Annotated in this window: 17 protein-coding genes; 3 read left to right on the forward strand and 14 right to left on the reverse strand. The window is 65.0% G+C overall.

The window, feature by feature from the left end; genetic code table 11:
* Window positions 1-310 precede the first annotated feature (310 nt).
* Both B0E50_RS05435 and B0E50_RS05440 read left to right on the forward strand, forming a co-directional pair.
* Entirely contained in the window at window positions 311-2,971 is a 2,661-nt protein-coding gene (locus B0E50_RS05435; RefSeq protein WP_077440169.1) for a PKD domain-containing protein, read from the forward strand.
* Between the two features lie 227 nt (window positions 2,972-3,198).
* Window positions 3,199-4,611: a M20/M25/M40 family metallo-hydrolase gene (locus B0E50_RS05440; RefSeq protein ID WP_077440170.1), complete on the forward strand. Its 1,413-nt coding sequence runs from the start codon at window positions 3,199-3,201 to the stop codon at window positions 4,609-4,611.
* 189 nt (window positions 4,612-4,800) lie between these two features.
* Here the strand turns inward: B0E50_RS05440 and B0E50_RS18225 are convergent, their stop codons facing one another.
* Together B0E50_RS18225 and B0E50_RS05450 are read right to left on the reverse strand one after the other, a co-directional pair.
* Entirely contained in the window at window positions 4,801-6,288 is a 1,488-nt protein-coding gene (locus B0E50_RS18225) for a carbohydrate-binding protein (protein WP_254427185.1), read from the reverse strand.
* Between the two features lie 827 nt (window positions 6,289-7,115).
* Window positions 7,116-7,802 (reverse strand): helix-turn-helix transcriptional regulator, encoded by a 687-nt coding sequence (locus tag B0E50_RS05450; protein WP_077440171.1) that lies wholly within the window; start codon window positions 7,800-7,802, stop codon window positions 7,116-7,118.
* 89 nt (window positions 7,803-7,891) lie between these two features.
* On the opposite strand from B0E50_RS05450, the gene B0E50_RS05455 reads away from it, so the two are divergent.
* Complete coding sequence (locus B0E50_RS05455) at window positions 7,892-8,524, forward strand: flavin reductase family protein (protein WP_254427186.1); 633 nt, start codon at window positions 7,892-7,894, stop codon at window positions 8,522-8,524.
* Between the two features lie 4 nt (window positions 8,525-8,528).
* On the opposite strand, the gene hrpB is transcribed toward B0E50_RS05455, so the two are convergent.
* The 12 genes from hrpB to gspE all read right to left on the reverse strand — a co-directional run bounded on the left by hrpB (window position 8,529) and on the right by gspE (window position 22,160).
* On the reverse strand, window positions 8,529-11,054 hold the full coding sequence (hrpB, locus tag B0E50_RS05460) for an ATP-dependent helicase HrpB (RefSeq protein ID WP_077440173.1): 2,526 nt from the start codon (window positions 11,052-11,054) through the stop codon (window positions 8,529-8,531).
* 98 nt (window positions 11,055-11,152) lie between these two features.
* A complete protein-coding gene (gene gspD / locus B0E50_RS05465) occupies window positions 11,153-13,822 on the reverse strand; it encodes a type II secretion system secretin GspD (RefSeq protein WP_077440174.1) in 2,670 nt (889 codons plus the stop codon).
* 3 nt (window positions 13,823-13,825) lie between these two features.
* Window positions 13,826-14,539: a general secretion pathway protein GspN gene (locus B0E50_RS05470; RefSeq protein WP_077440175.1), complete on the reverse strand. Its 714-nt coding sequence runs from the start codon at window positions 14,537-14,539 to the stop codon at window positions 13,826-13,828.
* On the reverse strand, window positions 14,536-15,189 hold the full coding sequence (gene gspM, locus B0E50_RS05475) for a type II secretion system protein GspM (protein WP_077440176.1): 654 nt from the start codon (window positions 15,187-15,189) through the stop codon (window positions 14,536-14,538). Before gspM ends, B0E50_RS05470 begins: the two co-directional genes overlap by 4 nt.
* Window positions 15,186-16,358, reverse strand: a complete 1,173-nt coding sequence (locus B0E50_RS05480; RefSeq protein ID WP_077440177.1) for a type II secretion system protein GspL — start codon at window positions 16,356-16,358, stop codon at window positions 15,186-15,188. The genes gspM and B0E50_RS05480 overlap by 4 nt, the downstream gene beginning before the upstream one ends.
* Window positions 16,355-17,224 carry a type II secretion system protein GspK gene (locus B0E50_RS05485; RefSeq protein ID WP_077440178.1) on the reverse strand — a complete coding sequence of 290 codons (870 nt, stop codon included), beginning with the start codon at window positions 17,222-17,224 and terminating at the stop codon, window positions 16,355-16,357. Before B0E50_RS05485 ends, B0E50_RS05480 begins: the two co-directional genes overlap by 4 nt.
* Entirely contained in the window at window positions 17,221-17,889 is a 669-nt protein-coding gene (locus B0E50_RS05490; protein ID WP_077440179.1) for a prepilin-type N-terminal cleavage/methylation domain-containing protein, read from the reverse strand. The genes B0E50_RS05485 and B0E50_RS05490 overlap by 4 nt, the downstream gene beginning before the upstream one ends.
* A complete protein-coding gene (locus B0E50_RS05495; protein ID WP_343124514.1) occupies window positions 17,886-18,308 on the reverse strand; it encodes a prepilin-type N-terminal cleavage/methylation domain-containing protein in 423 nt (140 codons plus the stop codon). The genes B0E50_RS05490 and B0E50_RS05495 overlap by 4 nt, the downstream gene beginning before the upstream one ends.
* Window positions 18,309-18,325: 17 nt before the next feature.
* Window positions 18,326-18,784, reverse strand: coding sequence for a GspH/FimT family pseudopilin (locus B0E50_RS05500; protein ID WP_077440181.1), 459 nt, complete (start codon window positions 18,782-18,784; stop codon window positions 18,326-18,328).
* Window positions 18,785-18,787: 3 nt separating this feature from the next.
* Complete coding sequence (gene gspG, locus B0E50_RS05505; protein WP_077440182.1) at window positions 18,788-19,213, reverse strand: type II secretion system major pseudopilin GspG; 426 nt, start codon at window positions 19,211-19,213, stop codon at window positions 18,788-18,790.
* 33 nt (window positions 19,214-19,246) lie between these two features.
* Window positions 19,247-20,464 (reverse strand): type II secretion system inner membrane protein GspF, encoded by a 1,218-nt coding sequence (gene gspF, locus B0E50_RS05510; protein WP_077440183.1) that lies wholly within the window; start codon window positions 20,462-20,464, stop codon window positions 19,247-19,249.
* A 1-nt stretch (window position 20,465) separates the two neighbouring features.
* Window positions 20,466-22,160, reverse strand: a complete 1,695-nt coding sequence (gspE, locus tag B0E50_RS05515; RefSeq protein WP_139350757.1) for a type II secretion system ATPase GspE — start codon at window positions 22,158-22,160, stop codon at window positions 20,466-20,468.
* Between the last annotated feature and the right edge of the window lie 398 nt (window positions 22,161-22,558).

Genomic DNA, 22,558 nt, shown 5'->3' on the forward strand with positions numbered 1-22,558 from the left:
TAGATTATGTGACCGCAGTCACCGACCACTTCAAAAAGTCCTATTGACCGGTTTCATCTGCAACTCCTACCGTCGAGGAATTCGCCAATTGGGAGTTTGGCGAATGATCCTGTCACCACATCTGCAAAATCATTTCAAATCTCTGTGTTCGACCCTGAGGGAAACCTGGGGGAGGGTTGGGCACGAGGCACGGGATCGCAGGGCAATCCAAGAAAACTCGTCGTGTCGTGTCTGTCCACGGCACTAAATCATGAGGTCCACGGGTCTCACAGGCTTCGTTTGGCCTCGAAAAATATTCTGGGAGCTCTAAATGCCAAACCATTTTCGTCTCAAGATGCTGGTAGCCGCCATCGGCATGGCTGCCACCGCATCGGCCTTCGCCGCGCCTACCTCGTTCGTCGCGTTGACGCAGCCGCACCACGCCACCAGCCTGCGCAACGGTGATGTTGCCCAGGGTCCGCTTGCGTTCTCGCAGCCGATGCATGTGGTGATCTCGCTGAAGCTGCAGAACAAGTCGCAGCTGGATGCCTATGTGGCCGATCCCAAGCACAAGGCACTCACACCGGCAGAATTCACCGCGCTGTATGCGCCGACCGAGGCACAGGCGCAGGCAGTCGCGAATTATCTGAAGCAGTCCGGCTTCACCAACGTCACGATCGCGCCCAACCGCATGCTGGTCGAGGCCGATGGTCATGCCGACACAGTGCAGTCGTCTTTCCATACCTCGATGGTGCACGTGCGCACGCATGACGGACGCGATGCCTACGCCAACTCCAACGACGTGATGATCCCGGCCGAGTTGCAGAACACGGTCCAGTCCGTGCTCGGCCTCGAGAATGTGCACATGTCGCACATCTTCGCGCAGCGCGTGCGTGCCAACGCCGTGCACCCGGATGCGACGGCCGGCACGGCAGTCGGCCACAACCCGCTCGACTTCCCGAAGATCTACGGCGCCAGCAGCCTTCCCGCCGCCACGTCGATCACGGTCGGCAACGTGGTGTCGGGCCAGATGAGCGATGTGCTGAGCGACATCAAGTCCTTCGAGAGCACCAATGGCCTGACCTCGCTCGTCCCGACCATCGAGGGCACCGGCAATACCGGTTCCGTCTCGGCCAGCGGCGACGGCGAATGGGATCTGGACACCCAGGACATCATTGCGATGTCGGGTGGCCTGAAAAGCCTGATCCTTTACGATGCGGCCTCGCTCTCCGATGCCGCGCTCACCACGGACTACAACCTGGCGGTAACCGACGACAAGGCGGTTGCCATCAACGTCTCGCTGGGCGAGTGCGAAACCGATGCGAAGTCGGCGGGCACCACCACCACTGAAGACGCGATCTTCGAACAGGCCGTCGCGCAGGGCCAGACCTTCTCGGTCTCCGCGGGCGACTCCGGCGCCAACGAATGCACCAGCGGCATCACCCCGAGCTGGCCGGCCAGCTCGCAGTATGTGGTCGCGGCTGGCGGCACCGAGCTGTACACCACCAGCACCACCACCTGGACCAGCGAGACGGTGTGGAACAACCTCAGCGAGAATGAGGGTGCCACCGGCGGCAGCCCGAGCACCTTCGAGCCGATTCCGAGCTGGCAGGTGGGCGTGGGCCAGAACGGCACTTCCAAGTATCGCGGCGTGCCCGACATCGCCTTCGACGCCAGCCCGGATTCCGGCGCACTGGTCATCGTCGACGGTAAGTCGAACCAGCAGATCGGCGGTACCAGCCTCGCCTCGCCGCTGAACGTTGGCGCATGGGCGCGCATCCAGGGCGCCAATGGCGGCGCACTCGGCTTTGAGGCTCCGCTGCTGTACAAGGCCGCTGCTGCCAACTATGCAACGGACTTCCACGACATCACCTCGGGCAACAACAGCGGTGAGACGGCCGCCACTGGCTGGGACTACACCACCGGCTGGGGCAGCATCATCGTCAGCGGGCTGTCCAGCAATGTCGGCGGCAGCGGCAGCACCGGCGGCACACCGACCGCCAGCTTCACCGATACGACCAGCGGCCTGACGGCGACCTTCACCAACACCTCCACCGATTCGGGTGGCACCATCGGCACGTATGCGTGGACCTTCGGTGACGGCAGCACATCCGCTGTCGCCAGCCCGAGCCACACCTACTCCGCCGCCGGTACCTACAGCGTCACCGAAACGGTCACCGACAGTGTCAGCGGCAAGACCAGCTCCTCGACGCAATCGGTGACGGTCTCCAGTGGCGCCACGGGTGGTACGCCGACGGCCAACTTCACCGACACCACCAGCGGCCTGACCGCCAACTTCACCGACAGCTCCACCGATTCGGGTGGCACCATCGGCACGTACGCCTGGACCTTCGGCGATGGCAGCACCTCGGCCGTGGCCAGCCCGAGCCACACCTACGCTGCCGCCGGCACCTACAGCGTCACCGAGACGGTGACCGACAGCGTCGATGGCAAGACCAGCTCCAAGACGGCATCGGTGACGGTCTCCAGCGGTGGCACTCCGACCCAGCTGCTCACCAACACCGGCTTCGAGACCGGCAAGGCGACGCCGTGGACGATGAGCTCAGGCACGCTGTGCAGCACCAGCAGCTCCTCGTCGAGCTACTGCGGCAGCGGCGAGACCTCGCATGCGGGTACCTGGTTCGCATGGCTTGACGGCTATGGCACTTCGCACACCGATACGGTTTCGCAATCGGTAGCGATTCCGAGCGGCAAGACGACGGCGACCCTGCAGTACTACCTGCATATCGACTCGACCAAGAGCACGGCGGTCGATACCTTGACCGTGCAGGTGCTGAACTCGTCGGGTACGGTGCTGGGCACGGTGGGTTCGTTCACCAGCAAGAACACGAACACCGGCTATGCAGTGGAAACCGCCAATCTGTCCGCCTACATCGGCCAGACGGTGACCCTGAAGTTCACCGGCAAGGAGACCTCGTCCTCGGGCAACACCGACTTCACGATCGATGATGTCACCCTGACCGTGCAGTAAGTCCAGAAGACGAAACGGCGCACACGGATGTGTGCCTTGTCCCTGCTCTTGCCGGGACGCAGGAGAACGTAGATCAAGCACGTTCGCATGCTTCACTATCAGGTACCCAAGGCCCGATCGGCAACGATCGGGCCTTTCTTGTTTCGATGCCCTCGTCGGAGCTCGACCAGTCACCCGAACCATCCAGGCGTTGTATCGTCCCCATTTTGTCGCCCAGGATCCCGACGATGCTGCAAGCCACGCGACTGCTCTTCCTCTCCCTGCTGACTGTTGCCAGCGCCAGTCAGGCAACATCCGGGGCACCCGCCGTTCCGCGCGAACAGTCAGCACTGCACGCCCTCGTCGGCGCGCCCAGCCAGGCCGAACTGCGCGCCACCATCACCCGTCTGGTCGGCTTCGGCACCCGGCACACCATGTCCGATACCCGGTCCGACAAGCGCGGTATCGGTGCTGCACGGCGCTGGGTGAAGTCGCGCTTCGAGGCGATCTCGCACGATTGCGGTGGCTGCATCGAAGTCGTCACGCCATCGCAGACGTTCACCGGCAAGCGACTTCCGACACCGATGGAAGTGATGGACGTGGTTGCGATCAAGCGCGGCAAGGGCGATCCGAAGCGGGTCATCGTGATGACCGGTCATCTCGATTCGCGCGTCACCGATGTGATGAACAATCGCGGTGACGCGCCCGGCGCGAACGACGATGCCTCCGGCGTCGCTGCGCTGATGGAAGCGGTACGTCTGCTCTCGAAGGAGGACAACGACGCCACCCTGGTTTTCGCCGCCTTGTCCGGCGAGGAGCAGGGCCTTTACGGCGGCAAGGTGCTGTCCGATTACGCGGTGGCACAGGGCTGGCACGTCGAGGCCGATCTCAACAACGACATCGTCGGCAACAGCCGCGGCCAGAACGGTGTGGTCGACAACACCACGGTACGCGTGTTCTCCGAAGGCACCAAGAGCAACGAGACCGGCAAACAGGCGGACTATCGTCGCTACCACGGTGGCGAGGTCGACTCGCCTTCGCGCAACCTGGCCCGCTACATGGCGTCCATCGCCGACGAATACATGCCGGATTTCCATGTGAAGATGGTCTATCGCACTGACCGTTACGCTCGCGGCGGCGACCAGGTACCGTTCCTCGAAGCCGGCTTTCCCGCCGTGCGGGTGACCGAGGCGCACGAGGACTACACCCGCCAGCACCAGGATCTGCGCATCGGACATACCGACAAGGATCGGGGCGTGCATTACGGCGACACCATCGACGGGATCGATTTCCGCTACCTCGCCCGCGTCACCGCATTGAACACGCTGGCCATGGCCGCACTCAGCCGCGCACCGGCGCCGCCGACCGGCGTCGACATTGAAGGCGCGCTGGCCACCGACACCACGGTGAAATGGACCCGGGTACCTGGCGCCGCGGGCTACCGCGTCCACTGGCGCGACACCACCGCCCCGCGGTGGCAATACGCCCGTGCGGTGGGCGACGTCGATCAGGCGGTATTGAAGGATGTGGTGATCGACGATTGGTTCTTCGGCGTGTCTTCGGTTTCGGCCGATGGCTATGAAAGCCCGGTGGTGTTTCCCGGCTTCGCCGGCAGCTTCGAGCAGTCGCCGTCCTCCGCCGGTCGCAGCGGAACACCCTGAAGCCATCACATCCATGCCAATGAAAGAGTCCGGCAGGCCGGGCTCTCCATGGAGAGATCATCCGGGCTGAAACCGGTATTGCCCCCGAAGTCGGCTTCGCAATATCCCAACCCATTCAAGTGCGCCCTGCAGCCGGCAGGCCATGCATGACTGCGTGGCCTGCCGATGCAGACTGACTATGAGGGCTGATCAGTGACCGAGATCCTGCAGGAACCGTTTGGTGTACTGCAGTGCCGTGGTGCCGCTGACCGAGTTGCAGGTCGGCGATGCGGAACCGGTATTGCTCGCACACGGCGTATCGCGATCGAGTGACCAGAAATGCACACCTGCCATGCCCTGGCTCGCCGCATAACTGCTGACGGTATCGACATTGGCCATGGTGAACGTCTCGCTGGTGTTGTCGTTCAGGCCGATCATCGGAGTCAGCTCGATGTGGCTGGCCGGAATACCATAGGTGTGCTCAAGATTGAGCGCGGCCTGGATCGCCGACTGGCCCATGTCGCACTGGCCATTGGCCACCACACAGACGCCCGGACCGGCAGTGCCGAAATCCATCACCATCAGGTTGATCGTGTAGTTCGGCAGGTTGGCCGCCAGGACCGCCTTGACCACCATGTCGCCCAGCGAATTCACGCCGCCGTAGCTGCCGTCCGACGCCGCCAGCGTGGCCAGGGTGAACGAGAAGCGCAGGTTCGGATAAAGGGTTTCGGCATAGGCGGCGTTCGAGACCAGACTGTTGATCTGCGCCTGGGTCTGGCCGCCCTCGATGTCGAAGTCCACGCCCACCAGCTGCGGTGACATGTAGCGCGCGAGGAACTGGGCCATGCCGGCCGGGGTGGAGCAGGTAAACGTGCCGGCCTGGCCTCCGGTGGATACAACGTAGTCGATACCGGCACTGGCCAGCGGCTGGATATTGGCGCTGGCAAAACTGTCGGCGGGAATGCCACCCCAGTTTTCACTGCCACACTCGCCCGATGCAAAGGCCAGCGTGATCGCACCCAGGTTGGGCAGGGCGGTCGAAACCAGGCTGCCGCTGCCCACCACCGGAATCGGCGTACCGGTCACCGCGGTGCGCATGATGTCGGTATTCCAGTCCAGATTGATGGTCACATCCTTGTAGGGACTGAACAGCAGGCCGCTGACCGAGCCCGAACCGCCGCCTGTTCCGCCACCCGTTCCACCACCTGTTCCCCCGCCGGTGCCACCGCTGCTGCCACCGGTACACGAGCCGAGCACCGTCCACGGCTGCCCGCTGCCGGTCGGACCGCTGGCGGTGGCCGGGTCATTGCCCTGGGTCCACCAGTTGGCGGAGTAGTTGATGCCGTTCTCGCTGACCTCGGCACCGCCGTTGTAGGGCGTCGTGGCGTTCCAGGCGGCGTCGCAGGTGCCGCCGGAGCCGGAGCCCGACCCGCTCGAACCGGTGCCGCCCGAGCTGCCGCCGGACGATCCGCCACAGGCGCCTTGCGAAGTCCACGGCTGGCCGCTGCCGGTCGGACCACTGTCGGTGGCCGGGTCGTTGCCCTGGGTCCACCAGTTCGCCAGATAGTTGATGCCGTTTTCACTGGCGGTATTGCCACCGCTGTAGGCCGTCGTCGCATTCCACGCCGCGGCACAGGCCGGAACCGATTGCGCCTGCACCGACTGGATCGGCACCGCCGCAAGAAGAGTCACGGACATGGCTGTCCCCATTGCACTGCCCAACGCACTCAAGGCCAGACCGGACCACACAGCTGATCGCTTCACAAACATGGAATTCTCCTGATTGATGTGACATCGCTACTGGTGAGTTGTCAGGACGAGTTTCGGCCGCGTTCCATGCAGCCCCGTGGGGACTTCCATCGCCTGATGGCTTCCTGCGTTTACCGGTTGTGCTAGTTGTAATTGTCCTGTCTTAGATAAAAATGACAACGTTGTCTATATGACCTTTCCCAAACTGTGACGTCCGCCCGCAAGCTGGCAGGGCGTCATGCAGGGCCCACAGGCAAACCGCTGAACGACGCCCGATATCGGACTTCATGCCCTTGCGGATGGACTTCCAGAGCGGCTCCAGGGGGGCGACCCGGTCATGCCACTCTTCTTGGTTATCTCTCCATGGACAGCATCCACCGACGCCGACTCGTGCAGCAGAGCGCGCGCTGTGTTGCGCGACCGAAAGCCATCACGGACACACACGCTCAGCCAGCATCGATCGGCCGGACCGATGGGTGACATCGTTGTCGATCAGAGATCAAGTGGCACTGCAACGGGCTGCAGTCGCAGCCTTCAAGGCGGGACGCGGCTGGCTTTCGATGATCGGCTGCGACCGGCCTTGTGCTCCGCCAGGGAATACTCAAGCAGAGTTCGACACGCCTCTGAGCCGGTGGCGCGCAATCCGACGCCGGCGATCGTACTCGCGCCCGAAGGCATCTTCATTGAGTCCGCGCAGCCCCGCGGCGCATGGCGACCGGGAAGCCGGCACGACGGCCATCCGCGGCTCCACAACTCAACGAACTGAAACACCGTTATCAATCGAGCGATACGCCCAACGCGCCGAGCCGACGCAGGCCATCGGCGCTGGGCTGCAGGGCACGGCCCCGCGGCAGTCGGCGCAGCCAGTCGGCCTCGAACATCGCCGAGGTCAGCGCCACGCCCAGCGGCCCGCCCAGATGCATGCGGCGCTCGGTCCAGTCCAGGCAGCTGCGGCCATACAATGGCGCTGCGTCGTCCACTGCCAGCCCGCTCGAGCGCAGCACCTCGATGCCGGCGGGTCGCAAGCACAGTCCGCGTGTATCGATCTGCAGCCAGTCGCGATCCAGCAGCGTGGCGCAGAACGCCACGCCGAGGGCACCAGCCAGATGCCGGTAGCAGCAACGTGCGCGGCGCAGTTGTGCATCGCCCTTGGCCGGCATGGCGTGCAGCGCCGGCACACGCGCCAATGCAAGCGACTCCAGCATGGCCGCAACACGCTCGTCTGCCAGCCGGTAATAGCGATGCCGCCCCTGCACCTGCAGCGCCAGCAGGCCGCCAGCAAGCAGCCGGTGCAGATGCGCGCTGGCGGTGGCCGGGGTAATGCCCGCCGCCTGCGCCAGTTCACCGGCCGGGCGCGATGTTCCATCGGTGAGCGCCAGCAGCATCGCCGCCCGCGCCGGCTCGGCCAGCAGACTGCCGAGTTCGGCCAGCTGGTAGCGGTTGAGCGGCGCAGCATCGTTCATGCACGCAGTCTAGCCACGCTGCCGTGCGGACGCTTCGCCACGCAGCGAAACATTCGTCGTCGGCACACGTCGACACTGTCGGCATGGACATGCATTGCACTCCCGACTCTGTCGTCATCCGACCTTCGATCCTGTACTTCGGCACGCCGATCATCCTGATCACCACGCGCAATCCGGACGGATCGACCGACATCACACCGATGTCCTCTGCCTGGGCGCTGGCCGATCGCGTGGTGATCGGCCTCACCAGCGACGGCCAGGGCCTGGCCAATCTGCTGCGCGAACGCGAATGCGTACTTAATCTCGCCGACACGGCTCAGCATGAATCGATCGAACGACTGGCGCCCACCACGGGTCGCGATCCGGTTCCAGCCTGGAAACGCGATATCGGTTACCGGCACGAACCCGACAAGTTCGCACTGGCCTGCTGGCATGCCCTGCCTTCGTCGACCGTGGCTGCACCACGCATTGCCGAATCCCCGCTGCAACTGGAGGCACGCCTGAGCCATGCGCTGGCCTGCCAACTCGACGCCTGGCGCGGGCAGGCTGGCGGCTACGTGATCCTGGAACTGGAGGTGCTGCGTGTTCACGCCCATGCGGAAATCGTGATTCCCGGCACGCAGCACATCGACCCGGCGCGTTATCACCCGCTGTTCTATGTGTTCCGGCATTACTTTGGCCGTGGGTCGCGGCTGGGCCGCACCTTCAAGGCCGAAGTGTGAGTACTCAGGTACCTCGCGGTTTCGCCCGGTGCGTCGGCGTGGCGGTCCATGGATCGTCCGGCCACGGATGGCGCGGATAGCGTCCTTTCAGCTCCTTGCGCACTTCCGGATAGGTACGCTCCCAGAAGCCCTTCAGATCCTGCGTGACCTGGATCGGGCGGCCAGCTGGTGACAACAGGTGCAGGGTGACAGGAATACGTCCGCCGCCGACGCGCGGCGTGTCGGCGAGACCGAACAGCTCCTGCAGCTTGACCGCCAGCACCGGCGGTTCACCTTCGGCATATTCCAGCCGCCGTTGCTGGCCGCTCGGCACGATGAGGCTTTCCGGTGCCTGCGTGTCGAGCATCCGGCGCTGCTCGTAATCGAACAGTGCCGCCAGTGCCTGCGACAGCTCTTCTGCCGCAAGCGCGTCGAGCCGGCGCTTGCCTTCGAGATACGGTGCCAGCCACTCATCGAGCGCGGCGAGCAGCGCGGCATCCGAAACATCGGGCAGGCCCAGCTCCGGCATCCACGCGCGCAGCGCCTGCATGCGCGCGCGCAGTCGTTGCGCGCGGGCGCTCCACGGCAACACGCCAAGGCCTTTCGTACGCACGGCCGCCAGCATCGCCGGCAACGCATCTTCCGGCCGTACCGGCACGCTGCGACGCTCCAGCACGATCGCGCCGAAGCGGCGCTCGTCGAAGGCCTCGGCCGCCGCACGTTCGTCGTTCCAGCGCAGCGTGCGTTCGCGGGTGAACTGCAACGGGAAGTCGCGCTCCAGCACGCGCGGATCGAGCGGAGCGGCGGCGAGGATCAGGCTGTCGCGTGCCTCGAAGCGCAGGTCCAGCGTGACCAGCCACGGCTCGCCCAGCAGAGCGGTGTTTTCATGCAGGCGGGCACCGCGGCCATTCGCCAGCGTATAGCGCAACGGGTTGTTGTCGTCGCGTCGCGCGATGCGATCGGGAAACGCATGCAGCAGCAGATCGCCGACCGCATGACTGTCCGGCACGCCACTGGCTGCAGTACGCACGTCCAGACGCCGCCGCCAGCCCTTGCTGGCCTGCTCGATCGCGGCCAGTGCGCCACGGTCGACATCGCCGCCGCCGGCCGTGCCGCGGCGATCGCGCCATGCATGCAGGGCTGCGACACGCGCGCGGAAATCATCACTGCGAGCATGCGTGCCATGCAGTGGCGAACGCGCTTCCATCAAGGCCAGCAGATCGGCGATCAGCGGACGCAGTGCCACCGGCACACGCAGCGCGGCGGCGCCGAGGCGCGGTGTGGCGCCGAGTTCAAGCATCTGCCGACCGAGCGCGGTGATGCGACCGTCCGGTGCCAGCGCGGCGAGATTCGCCAGCAGCTCGCGCGCCTGGGCCAGCGCGCCGAACGGCGGCGGATCGAGCCACGGCAGGTCGGTCCAGCTGCCCGCCGTGATCCCCCAGGCCGCCAGTTCAAGCGCCAGCGCGGACAGCTCGGCCTGGGCGATTTCGGCGCCGCGCGCCGGGTCCAGCCGCCTGCTCTGCGGCCACAGCCGATATGCCACACCTGCCGCCACACGGCCGGCACGGCCGGCGCGCTGATCGGCCGAGGCCTGCGAGATGGTGACGGTCTCCAGCCGGGTGAAGCCGGAGTTCGGATCGAAGCGTGGCTCGCGCGCAAGCCCGGTATCGACCACCGCGCGGATGCCCGGCAGGGTGATGCTGGATTCGGCGACATTGGTTGCCAGCACGATCCGGCGCGTGTCCGGCAGCGCCGGACTCAACGCGGCCTGCTGCTCCGCCAGTGAAAGCTCGCCATGCAGTGCGACAACCTCCACGGCCGCGGTTGGCGGAAGTGTCTCCACGAGCAGCTTCTGTACCCGTGCGATCTCGCGGCGCCCCGGCAGGAACGCCAGCACGTCGCCTTCGTTCTCCTCGATCGCCTGGCGCGTCACCCTCGCGAGATGGTGCTCGACGCTTTCCTGCGTGCGTGCCGGCGGGTGTTCGATGCGCACCGGGAAACTGCGGCCCGGGCTGCTCAGTCGCGGCGCGTCCAGCCAGGACGCGATGCGTTCGCCGTCGAGCGTCGCCGACATCACCAGCAGGCGCAGTTCCGGTCGCAAGGTAGCCTGCGCGTCCAGCACCAGCGCGGCGCCGAGGTCACCGGCGAGATGGCGTTCATGGAATTCGTCGAACACGATCGCGCCGATGCCGGTCAGCTCCGGATCGTGCTGGATCAGGCGGGTCAGGATGCCTTCGGTGATTACTTCGATCCGCGTCGTCGCGCCCACCTTTGATTCGAAGCGGATGCGGTAACCGACCGTCTGACCGACCTCTTCGCCGAGCTGTCGCGCCATGAACTGTGCCGCGGCGCGCGCGGCAATCCGGCGCGGCTCCAGCATCACGATCTTCTGCCCGTCCAGCCATGCCGCATCGAGCAACGCCAGCGGCACCTGGGTCGTCTTGCCGGCGCCGGGCGGCGCCTCCAGCACCAGCCGCGGGTGCGCGGCAAGCGACGCGCAAATCTCCGGCAACAACGGGGTGATCGGAAAGGTAGGCACGGATGAAGTCATCCGCGCCGATGATAACGGCTGCCGCGCATCGCCTCACACAAAACCCGCGACAGGCCTTCCGTGGCCTCTGTCATTGCGAACCCTATCCGAGACGGCGACTACGGCGAGGCCGCCGGCTGCAGGCATGCCGCCTCCTGCCTGCGCGCCGCATCGACACTGCCCAGCGCATGGCCATGCTGGCGCGCCTGCACGATCACCTGCCAGTTGCGTTCGCACAAATTGCCGTGCCGCGAACCCTGTCGCCAGGATTGCATCGCCAGATCCTGCGCGTTGGCATAGTCGGCCTGGCGCAGGGCATCCTCGGCATGCTGCTGCAGTTGCTCCGGCCAGCTTGCCGCCGGCGCAGATGCTGCCGGCAAAGGCACGATCGCGGCGGGTGCTGCGCTGATGCTGGTGCCCGCTGCACGCAGCGGGGCCAGCGACTCGAACTTGCTTTGGTAATCGTCGGTGATCTGCTTGGCATCCTGGGCACCGCGAATCACCCGTGGCGTGATCAGCACGATCAGCTCGGTGCGGTCCTTGTTGCGGCTGGTGGTGCCGAACAGACGACCCAGCCAGGGAATGTCGTTCAGCCCCGGAATGCCGGTATTTGTCGTGCTTTCGTCCTGCTGGATCAGGCCGCCGAGCAGCACGGTCTGTCCGCTCTGCACCGCGACCTGGGTCGCTACATCACGTTGCGCGATAGTGAAGTTGCCCTGCGCATTGGCCGCGCCGAGGGTCGAACTGACCTGCTGGTGCACATTGAGATAGACCAGACCACCCGGATTCACCCGCGGCTGCACATCGAGAATCACGCCAGTCGGCAGATAGGTCACGCTGCTGGCCGTCGCATCCGTGGTGGTGGTCGCCCCCAGGCCGATGATCGAGGTCTGGTTGACCGGGATCTGGTTACCCACCTGGATATGCGCGATCTGGTTGTTGAGCACGACCATCGACGGTGCCGACAGCGTCTTGGTGTTGGCGTTGGTCTCCATCGCACTGAGTGCGACCTGCATCTTGCTGTTGATGAAGGAGTAGAACAGCGAGTCACTGCTGTTGTAGGTGTTGCCACCGCCACCCAGCGCAGCCGCCCGATGGCGATACGGCTGGCCGGGCGTGACGCTGCCGTCGCTGTTGGTGGTGCTGCCGGTCAGTCCCTGCAGGTACCACTGCACGCCGAAGGCGAAGTCGCCGGTCAGCGTCACCTCCATGATGCGCGTCTCGATCTGCACCTGCAGCGGCACGTTGTCCAGCTTGGCGATCGCCCCCTTGATCTCCTCCCACTGCGACGGTCGCGCACGCACCATCAACTGGTTGCTGCTGTCGACCGAGCTGATCCGCACGCTGCCATCGCTGGAGGAGTACTGCTGGTCGCCCGATCCACCGTTGCCACCGGCATCGCCTGCGGCGCCACTGCCGGCAGCAAAACTCTTTCCAGTGCCGCTTCCAGTGCTGCCGAAGCCACTGGATGTGCTGCTTCCGAAACCGCCACTGGTGCCGCTAGTGCCTCCAGTGCTGCCCAAACCACCCAGGCCGGTCGAACCGCCTGTGCCAGTCGAGCCGAACGCACTGGTCGAGCCGCCGGCCGAACTGCCAAAGCTGCCGGCGGTGCTGCCCATGCTGGTCCCGCCATTGCTGTTGTCGGCACTGCCCAGCGTCGCACTGCTCAGGCCCGGCCCCACCTTGCCGCCGCTATCGCCATTGCCGGCGCCGTTGGTGTAGATCTGGGCCAGGTACTTGGCCAGATCCGAGGCCTTGATATTGCGCACGTCGTAGACGAACAACTGCGGTTCGTTGCCACCGCCGCGATCGATGCGGGTAATCCAGTCGCCGACTTCCTGCAGGTATTCGGGCTGGGTGCTGATCACCACCATGGCATTCGTTCGCTCGATCGGAATGAAGCGCAACATGCCGGCCAGCGGCGTGTTTCCCTTTGCGCCGAACATGTCATCCAGTTTCGGCATCAGCTCCGTGACATTGGCGTACTGCAGGTTGAACACGCCCACTGACATGCCGCGCAGCCAGTCGACGTCGAAGGTACGCACCATGCTCTGGTAGTTGGCCAGTTCCTCCGGCGTACCGGACATCACCAGCAGGTTGCGCGCCGGATCCACCAGCAACACCGCATCCGCTCGCGCGAACGGCTTGATCAGCTTCTGCATCTCGGTAGCGGAGATGTAGTGCAGCGGGAACAGGCGCGACTGCAGGCCGCCAGTGGGTGCGCTGGCGCCGAGGCTCGGCACCATGTTGCCGGCCACGGCTTCTTTCTCGGGCAGTACCACGTAGCCGCCACTACGCTTCACCAGCGCATTGTGGGTCCACGACAGCAGGGTTTCCAGGATCGGCAGGGCCTGCTCCGCGTCGACCGGTTCGGCAGTGGAGAACGAGATATTGCCCTGCACGCCGGGCACGATCGTGTAGTTCTGCTTGAGCAGGTCGCCGAGGATCGCCTTGACCACCGCCTGCACAGGCTGGTTCTCGAAATTGAAGGTCACCGATCCGTTGCCACTGGCTGCCGGCTTCGGTTGATTCAGTGCCGTGGGCCGGATGAACTGCCCGCTGCCCTGGCTTATCTCGGATGGGGCCACGGCCGCACTGTTGTCCGATACTCCGTTGTTCAACGGCAATGGTGCGGGCACCGGATTCTGCGTGCCGGCCATCGCCTCGCGCTGCAGCGCGCCGTCGTCATGCGGTTGCGATGCTGGCTGCAGGCTGGCGCAGCCTGCCAGCCATACGGCACATGCCAGCGCGCCAGCGCGCAGGGTTTGCTGAGTGAGTTTGCGAAACATGGATCAACGTACTCCTGCGTTGGCCGCGGCGGCAGCAGCGGCACGACGTTTCTGAATATTTTCCCTGAGTCGCTCAAGGGCTTTTTGTTGCTGCGACGAATTCGCTGGCGGAGCCTGGTCATTGCCGCCGCGAATTACCGGACCGCCAGGATCATGGGGCTGGACATTCATTATTGGGCCTGCAGGAACACCCGGGCTGACCGGAGCTTCAGCCATGCCAGGCTTGGGGACGTCGATGAGCGCGCCGGCCGGCAACTTCAATTCGGTCTGGCCCGCGGATGTCGCGAATACCGCCGAGCGCGGATGCACTTCCAGCAAGGTCACACTTCCATCGGGCAGTGACGCTCCCTCGCGCAAGCGCACTTCACGATGATCAGGATTCTTGTCGCGCAGCAACGCCATGCGCAGCGTGGGGGTGAGGATGATGCCGGTCAGCTCGAGATCGCCGAGGCCCACACCCGCGCTGGCCATGCGTGCCACCGGCTTGCGGTCGGGACTGAACAACGGTTTCTGCCAGACCACCGCGAACTGCTCCAGCGGCAACGGTGTCGGTGGATTGGCTGCATTGTCCATCGGCGACAGCGGCGGTAGCGGTCGCGGTGCTTTCCAGTGCACACCGTTGCCCACCCCACCGAGCAGCAACAGCAGCAGCGAGGCGAGCACGACCGCGGTCACCACGAGCACCGGGGTCAGGCTGCGCTGGTGTGCGGCGTTCATGGCGCGCCTCCCTGACCGGGTGACTGCATCTCGGGCGATCCATTCGCCGGATTTCCGTGCGCCGGCCGCAGGTAACCGGACAACGTGAACTGCACCTCCAGCGTCGCAGCGTGACTCTGCTGTGCCGCCACCGGATTGCGATAGATGCTGAGATCGTCGATGAAGACGTACGGCATGCCCTGTTCGAGCTCATGCAGGACGCTCGCCAGCGATTCGATGTCGCAACTCAGGTTGATGTTCACGGCGGCCTTGCGGTAGGGCTCGCCAGGTGTCACCGGCGGATTCGGCAACGGCATCTTCTGGCTTACTTCGCAGGTGCCACCACGGGTGCTGTTGCCCACCACGTCGACCACACGCTGCATCAGATCGGCGGCAGCGGTATTCGGATCATCGTCGGCCAGGAACGCACGGCTGGCCGCCTGGCCGGCACCCAGTGTCGCGAGGCGTTGCTCCAGCATCGGCTTTTCGGCGATCGCCGCCGCGTAACGGCTATGCGTGTCGCGCAGGTCGGCCATCTCGTTGTCGATCTGCCGCAACGGTGCCACGAACCACCAATGCAGCAGCACGAAGTAACCGAGCAGCAGCACCAGCAACAGCAGCAGGATCGCCGCGATGCGGCTGTCGCGCGGATTGAGCGCAGCCAGCTTCATGGCGCACCCCCATCGCCTGCCGGCACCGCGGCAGCGGGCTTGACCCTGGCCGTCGCCAGCTGTGCCGTCAGGTAGAAACGTTCCTTGCCACTGGTGGGATCAGGCTGGATGCTGCCCTGGAAGCTGGCGTTGGTGATCAGCCGCGAGTCCTTCAGCACATCGAGCAGTTTCACCGCCTGCTGACTCTGCCCTTGCATGCCCACCTGGCCGGTATTGTCCACGTTGAAACGCTCAAGCCATGCGCTGTCCGGCAGCCGCTGCGTGATGTCCTGCAGTACGCCGAGCATCGAGCTGGTGTCCTTCTTGCGCCGGACCAGAAAGCTGGCCGCGCCCGTGTTGTCCTGCAATTGCGTGCGCAGCGCGGCCACCTGCTGTGCATCGCCACGCATGCTCTCGACCTCGCTGCGCATCTGCTCGAGTGCCGCCTGCCGGTTGTGCAGCCATTGCCCGAGCACCATCACCAGCAACAGCACACACCCCCCTGCCAGCGCCAGATTCAGCCGTCGCCGCGGCCGCACGTGGCGCGGCGTCTGTTCCGTCGGCAGCAGGTTGACGCCGAGGCGGTCCTGGCCGACGGCCAGATCCACCGCATCGATCGAGACACCCAGTTCGCGCAGACGCAGCAGCAGGGGATCGAGCGTGTCGCGCGTGACCACCACCAGCTCCGCCTGGAAGCGACCACCGGCCGGCGCGCTCAGTTCGCGCACCGCGTAATACACCTGTGCCGCGCTGAAGGGAGTCTGCCGGTCCATCTCGAACGCCATCACCTGCTGCAGGTTGTCGCGTGCAGCCGTCGGGAGTGCCAGCGTGCGCCGCAGCACCGTTGCCGATGGCAGCAGCAAGGCCAGCCGCAGATCCTCGCGATCGACTTTCTGCAAGGCGGCCTTCAATACCATCTGCCCGTCGCCGACGGCCGGCGTCTCGGCGCCGTCATCCCACCGGGCCAGCACCTCACCATGACCGGCGCGGCGCAGCGTCCACTGCATGCCCGTGCGTTGCAGCAGATGCCAGTCGGCGCCGCCACCGAACCAGTGACGCCAGCGCAGCGGCAGCAGCCCACGCAATTCACCGCCCCACCAGCCGAGAAAGGGCGGCAACGGCGAAGCACGCCAGCCACGACGCAGACGATCCATCAGCGGCCGCAGTGATTGCGTTGCCGTATTACTCATTCCGCATTTCCCTCCTGCCAGCGCAACACCGTATACGGTTGTGCGCCGGGCTGTCTCCCCTGTACACGAATCGTGGCACGCAATACGGCACGCGTTCCATCGGCCAGCGTCGCCTCCGACCTGATACTTTGCGTGGTTCCGTTGTTGAGAACCAGACCCGGATCGCTCACATTCCGCAGCCGTGTGGCCTGGAGCGCACTCTGTTGCTGTGGTGTCATTCCCGGAATCGCTGCCAGGGCCAGCGGCGGTGCCGTATTCGCATCCGGACTCGGGTTGCCTGACCAGATCGTGACCGCCGGCGCCACCAGCTGATACACCGCCGGCGTCATGCCCAGCACCATCTGCAGTTCCTCGATACTCGCGAATGGCCCGTGGCGCGGGCCGTAGTCGCGGCCGGCCGCCGCATAGGCAGCGCGCTGGGCGGTCGCCGCGCTCTCGAGGCCGGCCTGGCCACGCCAGTCCACCACGTTGCCAGCCAGCGCCTTGGCATGTTCCGGGTCCATCCCGGCAGCCTGGAAAAAGGCCTGCAGCACGTCGGGTGTGGCGCTGTTGAGATCCACCTTGCCGCCTTCGTCGATCGCCGACACCATCACCGTGGCATGGTCATAACGGAACGGATAAACACGTCCGTCGCCGACCCAGCGCTGCTTGATGTCAGGGTTCTGCAACCCGTAAACCGCACGCATCAGGCCTGCCTCGGCGGCGTAGTGCGCCTGGGCCTGTGAAAATTCATAGTGCGCCTGCAAACCTTCGGTGCGAGCCAGTGCGGCATAACCACCCAGCAGGATCGCCAGCAGGGTGCATGCCCACAGCACCAGCAGCAGGGCCACGCCACGCTGGGCGCTGCGTCGGGCCAGCAGCCTCATGGCTGACTCCCGCCACCCAGGGTCGCTCGCAACACGCCAGGCGGCCCGTTGCTGTTCAGCGGATTGGCGCGCAGTGGCACGTCGAGCTGCGGCCACCCCTGATTGCCTTCCGGGTGCAGTTGAATGCGTACCAGCTGCGGCAGCATCCGGCCGTCCGCCCACGTGCCGGACCACGGCACGGCCTGTCCCTGCCCGTCGACGCCGCGATAGCCGAAGCTGCCGTCCTTGATGTGGTCGAGCAATACCTGCGGATCGCCCAGGGGTTTCGGTGGCTGGCCATCCGGTGGCAGCATGGCCAGGCTCAGTTCCAGCCGCAGTCCGCCGCTGCCGTCATCGACCAGCTGCAGCCGCTGCAATTGCGGACCGAGCTTGCCGAGATAACCAGGCAGCGGGGCGACATAGCGCATCTCGCGCGCCGTGCCCTCGAAATAGATCGCCTCGCCATGCTCGTTGTGGCTGATCGGCTGAATCAGGCTCTGCGCCAGTTCGCGCCGCAGGAAGTCCTCGGCGGCACGTACCTGGTCGATCCGCTCGATCGCGGCGGTGCCCGAGCGCACGCTATCGGTGGCGGTGCGAATGCCCGAATACACGCCGACCAGCAGCAATGCCAGCAGCACCAGCGAGGCCAGCACTTCCAGCAGGGTGAACCCGGCGGCGTGCTTCATCGGTCGACCTGCTGACTGCCGGCACTGGCGACCGGCGGACCGGCCAGCCGCAACGTGCGGAAATGCGCCTCGCGCGGATGCGCCAGCGGCCCCCATTGCACGTCAAGATCGAGCTGGTACAGATGCAGCGTCGCTGTGGGTGGCGCCACGCCGACCTGATTCCACGGCGACACGTCGAGCCGCCAGCGGAACTGATGATCGAACTGGCCGGAACGGCTGCCTGTCTGCAGCGGTTCGCCGACATACGCGCTGTCCAGCATGCTGCGTGCCCACATCGCCGCCTCGCTGTGTTCCGCCGCGTTGCGGTTCAGGCTGATCGAGGCACCGGCCACCTTCATCAGGGCAGTGAACGCGATCGCCAGCAGCATGATCGCGGCGATCACCTCGAGCAGGCTGAAGCCACGCTGCGAACGTGGCAAGGGTCGATGCAGGCAAGTCATCGCGCCGCCACCGTATCGACCACGCGTACTTCACCAGTCAACCAGGACACGTTGACATGCCATTGCCGCTTGCCGCTCTGCAAGGTGATGCGGCCGCCGGTGGAGCTGCCATCGGGAAAGAAGCGGATGCGCCCGACGTGATCGCTCGGCTGGTCCTCTTTCGCGCTGGTGATGCTTATGCGCAATCCCTTGGGCAGGCGCACATCCTGCTCGTGCACATTGCGATAGGTGTTGGCGCGGGTGTCCACGTCGAAGTTCTGTTCCTGTCCGCGCACGATGGCTTGCGCACGCGTCGCCCGCAACGCGCCAGCCAGCTCGCTGCTGGCCGCACGCACGCGCGCACTGGCCAGCCCCTGCGTCACTGCGACCGATACCGCAGCCGCCGCGATGCCGATCAGCAGGATCACCGCCAGCATCTCGAGCAGGGTGAAGCCGTGGGTGCGCGCAGCCCTCATGTCCTATTGCCAGTTACCCACGTCCTGGCTGTAACCATCACCGCCAGGCTTGCCGTCCTGGCCGTAGAAGATCAGGTCGAAGTTGCCGTGCTGGCCCGGATACTGATAACCGAAAGCGTGACCCCACGGATCCTTCAGATCCGACTCCTTCGCATACGGCCCCTGCCAGTTCGATGCATTGGCCGGTTTCACCACCAGATCCTCCAACTGCTGCGGCGGCGAGCCGTTGTCCAGCGCGTAGTTCTCGATCTTCTGGCTCAGCGTCAGCAATTGGGCCTTGCCGGCACCGTACTTGCCCTTGTCGACGTTCTTGCCGACCTGGGTCACCACCACTGCACCGATGATGCCGATCAGCACGATCACCGCCAGCATTTCGAGCAGGGTGAAACCGGCCTGCAAGCCGAGTCGTCGTGGTTGTCTGTACTGCATGTGGGTCACCTCAGGGTTTGCGAAGGTTTGCATCTACTGGATATTGCTGGTCAGGCTGAGCAGCGGCAGCAGGATCGCCGCCATGATGATTGCCACCATCACCGTCATCACGATGGTCAGCGCCGGCACCAGTGCCGCCAGCAGACGATCGATTGCACGCTTGGACTCAAGCTCAAAGGTGTCGGCCACTTTCAGCAACATGGTGTCGAGCTGGCCGGCTTCCTCGCCGACCTGCACCATCTGCATCGCCAGCCGCGGGAACAGCTTCGACTGCCCCAAGGCGAGGCTGAGACCGCCACCGCCCTTGACCTGCTCATGGGCCTCGCTCAAAGCCTTGTCCAGCGCACGATTGGCCGTGACCTGGCGCGCAATGGTCAATGCGCTCAACAGCGGCACACCGTTCTTCAGCAGAGTGCCCAGCGTGCGGGCGATCCGTGCGGTCTCCACCTTCAGCAGCAGCGGACCGACCAGCCGCATCGTCAACAGCCGCGTGTGCCAGGCCAGCCGCATCTGCGGATCGCGCAGGCGCGCGCGCCAGACGAACAAGCCTCCACCAAGCACCAGCAGGATCAGCCACCACCAGGTCTGCAAGGTATTGCCGATCACCAGCACCGCCTGGGTGATCCACGGGATCGGCACCTGCATGTCCTCGAAGATCGGCACGAACTGCGGCACCACGTAGGCCAGCAGCAGCACCAACGAACCGAGCACACCCACCATCAGGAACGCCGGATAGATCAGTGCGTTGACGATGCTGCCGCGCAGCTGCTGGGCACGCTCCAGATAGTCGGCGAGCCGGCGCAGGGTTTCTTCCAGCGAGCCACCCGCCTCGCCGGCGCGCACCAGGCTGACATACAGCTTGGGGAATACGCCGTGTTCCTCGTCCAGCGCAGACGACAGCGTATTGCCGCCACGCACGCGGTCACGCACGCGTTCGATCAGCTTCTTCGCACTCTCGCCTTCAGGCAGGTCGAGCAGGATGCCGAGCGCGCGATCCAGCGGCTGGCCCGCACCGAGCAGCGTCGCCAACTGGTGCGTGAACTGCGCCAGCTGGTCACCGCTGAACGGACCGCGCTTGAACAGGGCCGCCAGCCCGCTGGCTCCACCGGCAGCGTCGGCAGGCTGGGCCTCCAGCGGCGTATGGCCCTGATCCTGCAGTCGACCGATGACCTCGTCGACACTGCCAGCCTCCATCTGTCCATGCAGTATCTCGCCGGCATCGCTGACCGCCTTGTATCGGAACTGCGCCACGTCAGCCTTCCTGCGTCACGCGCAGGACCTCTTCCAGCGTGGTGATGCCGGCCACGGCCTTGGCGATACCGTCCTCGTACATCGTGCGCATGCCTTCGGCGCGCGCCTGCTTCTCGATCTCGCCGGCATCGGCGCGCTGCATCACCAGCCGGCGCAGCGGGTCGCTCATGGTGAGGAATTCCATGATCGCGCGACGCCCCCGGTAACCGGTAGGATTGGCCGCGCTGCTGCCCGGTTTCCACAACCGGATCGGCCGCTCTTCGGTGTACTTCTCCAGTTCGAACTGCGCGATCACCTCGGGCAGCGCCTCATACGGAATGGCTGTTTCCGGATCGAGCCGGCGCACCAGCCGCTGCGCGAGAATGCCGTTGATGGTGGAACCGAGCAGATAATCCTCGACGCCCATGTCGAGCAGGCGCGTGACGCCGCCGGCGGCCGAGTTGGTATGCAGGGTGGACAGCACCAGATGGCCGGTAAGCGCGGACTGGATCGCGATGCGGCAGGTTTCCAGATCGCGCATCTCGCCGATCATGATCACGTCCGGATCCTGGCGCATGATCGAGCGCAGCGCGCCGGAGAAATCCAGCCCGATCTGCGGCTTCACCTGGATCTGGTTGATGCCTTCGAGCTGGTACTCGACCGGATCCTCGACCGTGATGATCTTCACGTCATTGGTGTTGATCTGCGATAACGCCGTGTAAAGCGTGGTGGTCTTGCCGGAACCCGTGGGACCGGTCACCAGCAGGATGCCATGCGGACGTTGCAGTACGTCGACAAAACGTTGCTGGAAGCTGTCGGTGAAACCGAGCGAGGCGAAATCGAACACCACCGATTCGCGATCGAGGATACGCATCACCACCGACTCGCCGAAGCTGGTGGGCACGGTGGATACACGCAGGTCGAGCTCCTTGCCCTGCACGCGCAGCTGGATGCGGCCGTCCTGCGGCAGCCGGCGCTCGGCGATGTTCAGCCGCGCCATGATCTTCACGCGCGAGATCACCGCTGCCGTCGATGACGATGGCGGCGCTTCCACTTCATGCAGCACACCGTCGATGCGGTAACGCACCTTCAGCCGGTTTTCGAACGGTTCGATATGCACGTCCGAAGCGCGCTGCTCGACCGCACGCTGCAGGATCAGGTTCACCAGCCGGATCACCGGCGCTTCGGACGCCAGATCGCGCAGGTGCTCGACGTCATCCTCTTCCGCCGCACTGCCGTCGAGGTTCTCGACAATCGTGCCCATCGCCGAGCGGCCGCTGCCGTAATAACGTTCGATCAGGCCATCGATTTCCGAGCGCAGACCAACCCGCAAGGCGACCGGCCGACCGGCGGCCAACTCGACCGCCTGGAGCGGATACGGATCGGCCGGATCGGCCACCAGCAGGGCCAATCCAACCTCGGCGTCCTGCACCGGCACCACATGCTGTTGCTTCAGGAAGCGCAGCGACAGCTCGAGATCGGCCGGCGGCAATTCCGGCGCATCGCGCGCGGCCAGCAATGGCACCCGCAGCAGCTCCGCCCAGGCCTCGGCCAGATCGCGTTCGGACACCAGTCCGAGCCGAGCCATCAAGGTGGTCAGCGTGCCTTCCGCCGACTCTTCGTGCAGCCGGCGCGCACGACCCAGATCGCTGTCTTTCAGACGACCGCGCGCAACAAGCCACGCGCAGACTTCCGCCTCGCGGTCAACCTCAGCCATGTGATCTCCATCAACCGACGGCTGGGTAGCTGTTGTCGACATACAAACCCCGAGGCGCGGAAACGCCATGAAACACTATGATCCGAAAAATCTTACCCGCCCACCCCGACCGTCATAGGTAACACAATCAAAGGCCATCATGCGAGCCTTGACTCTTCAAAAAAAATGAAGATCAAGCAACCTCGTCCAGCTTATTCAGACAATTGGATCAGCACTCGAGTTCGGCGCTTGCCACTGCCATGCAGGGCATTGTGCAGATCGTTATCAACGACGCGCACCTCCGGCCGGCGCCATCCATGACCCGGCACCCACTGACGTGGAGTTGGAATCTTCTGCGACAGATCGATCGCGCCATCGTTACTGACCGTGTACGTACCGGATAAGTTAAGTAAAGCTGG

The sequence above is a fragment of the Rhodanobacter sp. C01 genome (assembly GCF_002001045.1).
Classification (GTDB): domain Bacteria; phylum Pseudomonadota; class Gammaproteobacteria; order Xanthomonadales; family Rhodanobacteraceae; genus Rhodanobacter.

What these genes read in the sequence shown, in the direction of transcription:
- B0E50_RS05435 (WP_077440169.1), top strand. Translation starts at nt 311, where the DNA reads ATGCCAAACCATTTTCGTCTCAAGATGCTGGTAGCCGCCATCGGCATG.
- B0E50_RS05440 (WP_077440170.1), top strand. Translation starts at nt 3,199, where the DNA reads ATGCTGCAAGCCACGCGACTGCTCTTCCTCTCCCTGCTGACTGTTGCC.
- B0E50_RS18225 (WP_254427185.1), bottom strand. Translation starts at nt 6,288, where the DNA reads ATGTCCGTGACTCTTCTTGCGGCGGTGCCGATCCAGTCGGTGCAGGCG.
- B0E50_RS05450 (WP_077440171.1), bottom strand. Translation starts at nt 7,802, where the DNA reads ATGAACGATGCTGCGCCGCTCAACCGCTACCAGCTGGCCGAACTCGGC.
- B0E50_RS05455 (WP_254427186.1), top strand. Translation starts at nt 7,892, where the DNA reads ATGCATTGCACTCCCGACTCTGTCGTCATCCGACCTTCGATCCTGTAC.
- hrpB (WP_077440173.1), bottom strand. Translation starts at nt 11,054, where the DNA reads ATGACTTCATCCGTGCCTACCTTTCCGATCACCCCGTTGTTGCCGGAG.
- gspD (WP_077440174.1), bottom strand. Translation starts at nt 13,822, where the DNA reads ATGTTTCGCAAACTCACTCAGCAAACCCTGCGCGCTGGCGCGCTGGCA.
- B0E50_RS05470 (WP_077440175.1), bottom strand. Translation starts at nt 14,539, where the DNA reads ATGAACGCCGCACACCAGCGCAGCCTGACCCCGGTGCTCGTGGTGACC.
- gspM (WP_077440176.1), bottom strand. Translation starts at nt 15,189, where the DNA reads ATGAAGCTGGCTGCGCTCAATCCGCGCGACAGCCGCATCGCGGCGATC.
- B0E50_RS05480 (WP_077440177.1), bottom strand. Translation starts at nt 16,358, where the DNA reads ATGAGTAATACGGCAACGCAATCACTGCGGCCGCTGATGGATCGTCTG.
- B0E50_RS05485 (WP_077440178.1), bottom strand. Translation starts at nt 17,224, where the DNA reads ATGAGGCTGCTGGCCCGACGCAGCGCCCAGCGTGGCGTGGCCCTGCTG.
- B0E50_RS05490 (WP_077440179.1), bottom strand. Translation starts at nt 17,889, where the DNA reads ATGAAGCACGCCGCCGGGTTCACCCTGCTGGAAGTGCTGGCCTCGCTG.
- B0E50_RS05500 (WP_077440181.1), bottom strand. Translation starts at nt 18,784, where the DNA reads ATGAGGGCTGCGCGCACCCACGGCTTCACCCTGCTCGAGATGCTGGCG.
- gspG (WP_077440182.1), bottom strand. Translation starts at nt 19,213, where the DNA reads ATGCAGTACAGACAACCACGACGACTCGGCTTGCAGGCCGGTTTCACC.
- gspE (WP_139350757.1), bottom strand. Translation starts at nt 22,160, where the DNA reads ATGGCTGAGGTTGACCGCGAGGCGGAAGTCTGCGCGTGGCTTGTTGCG.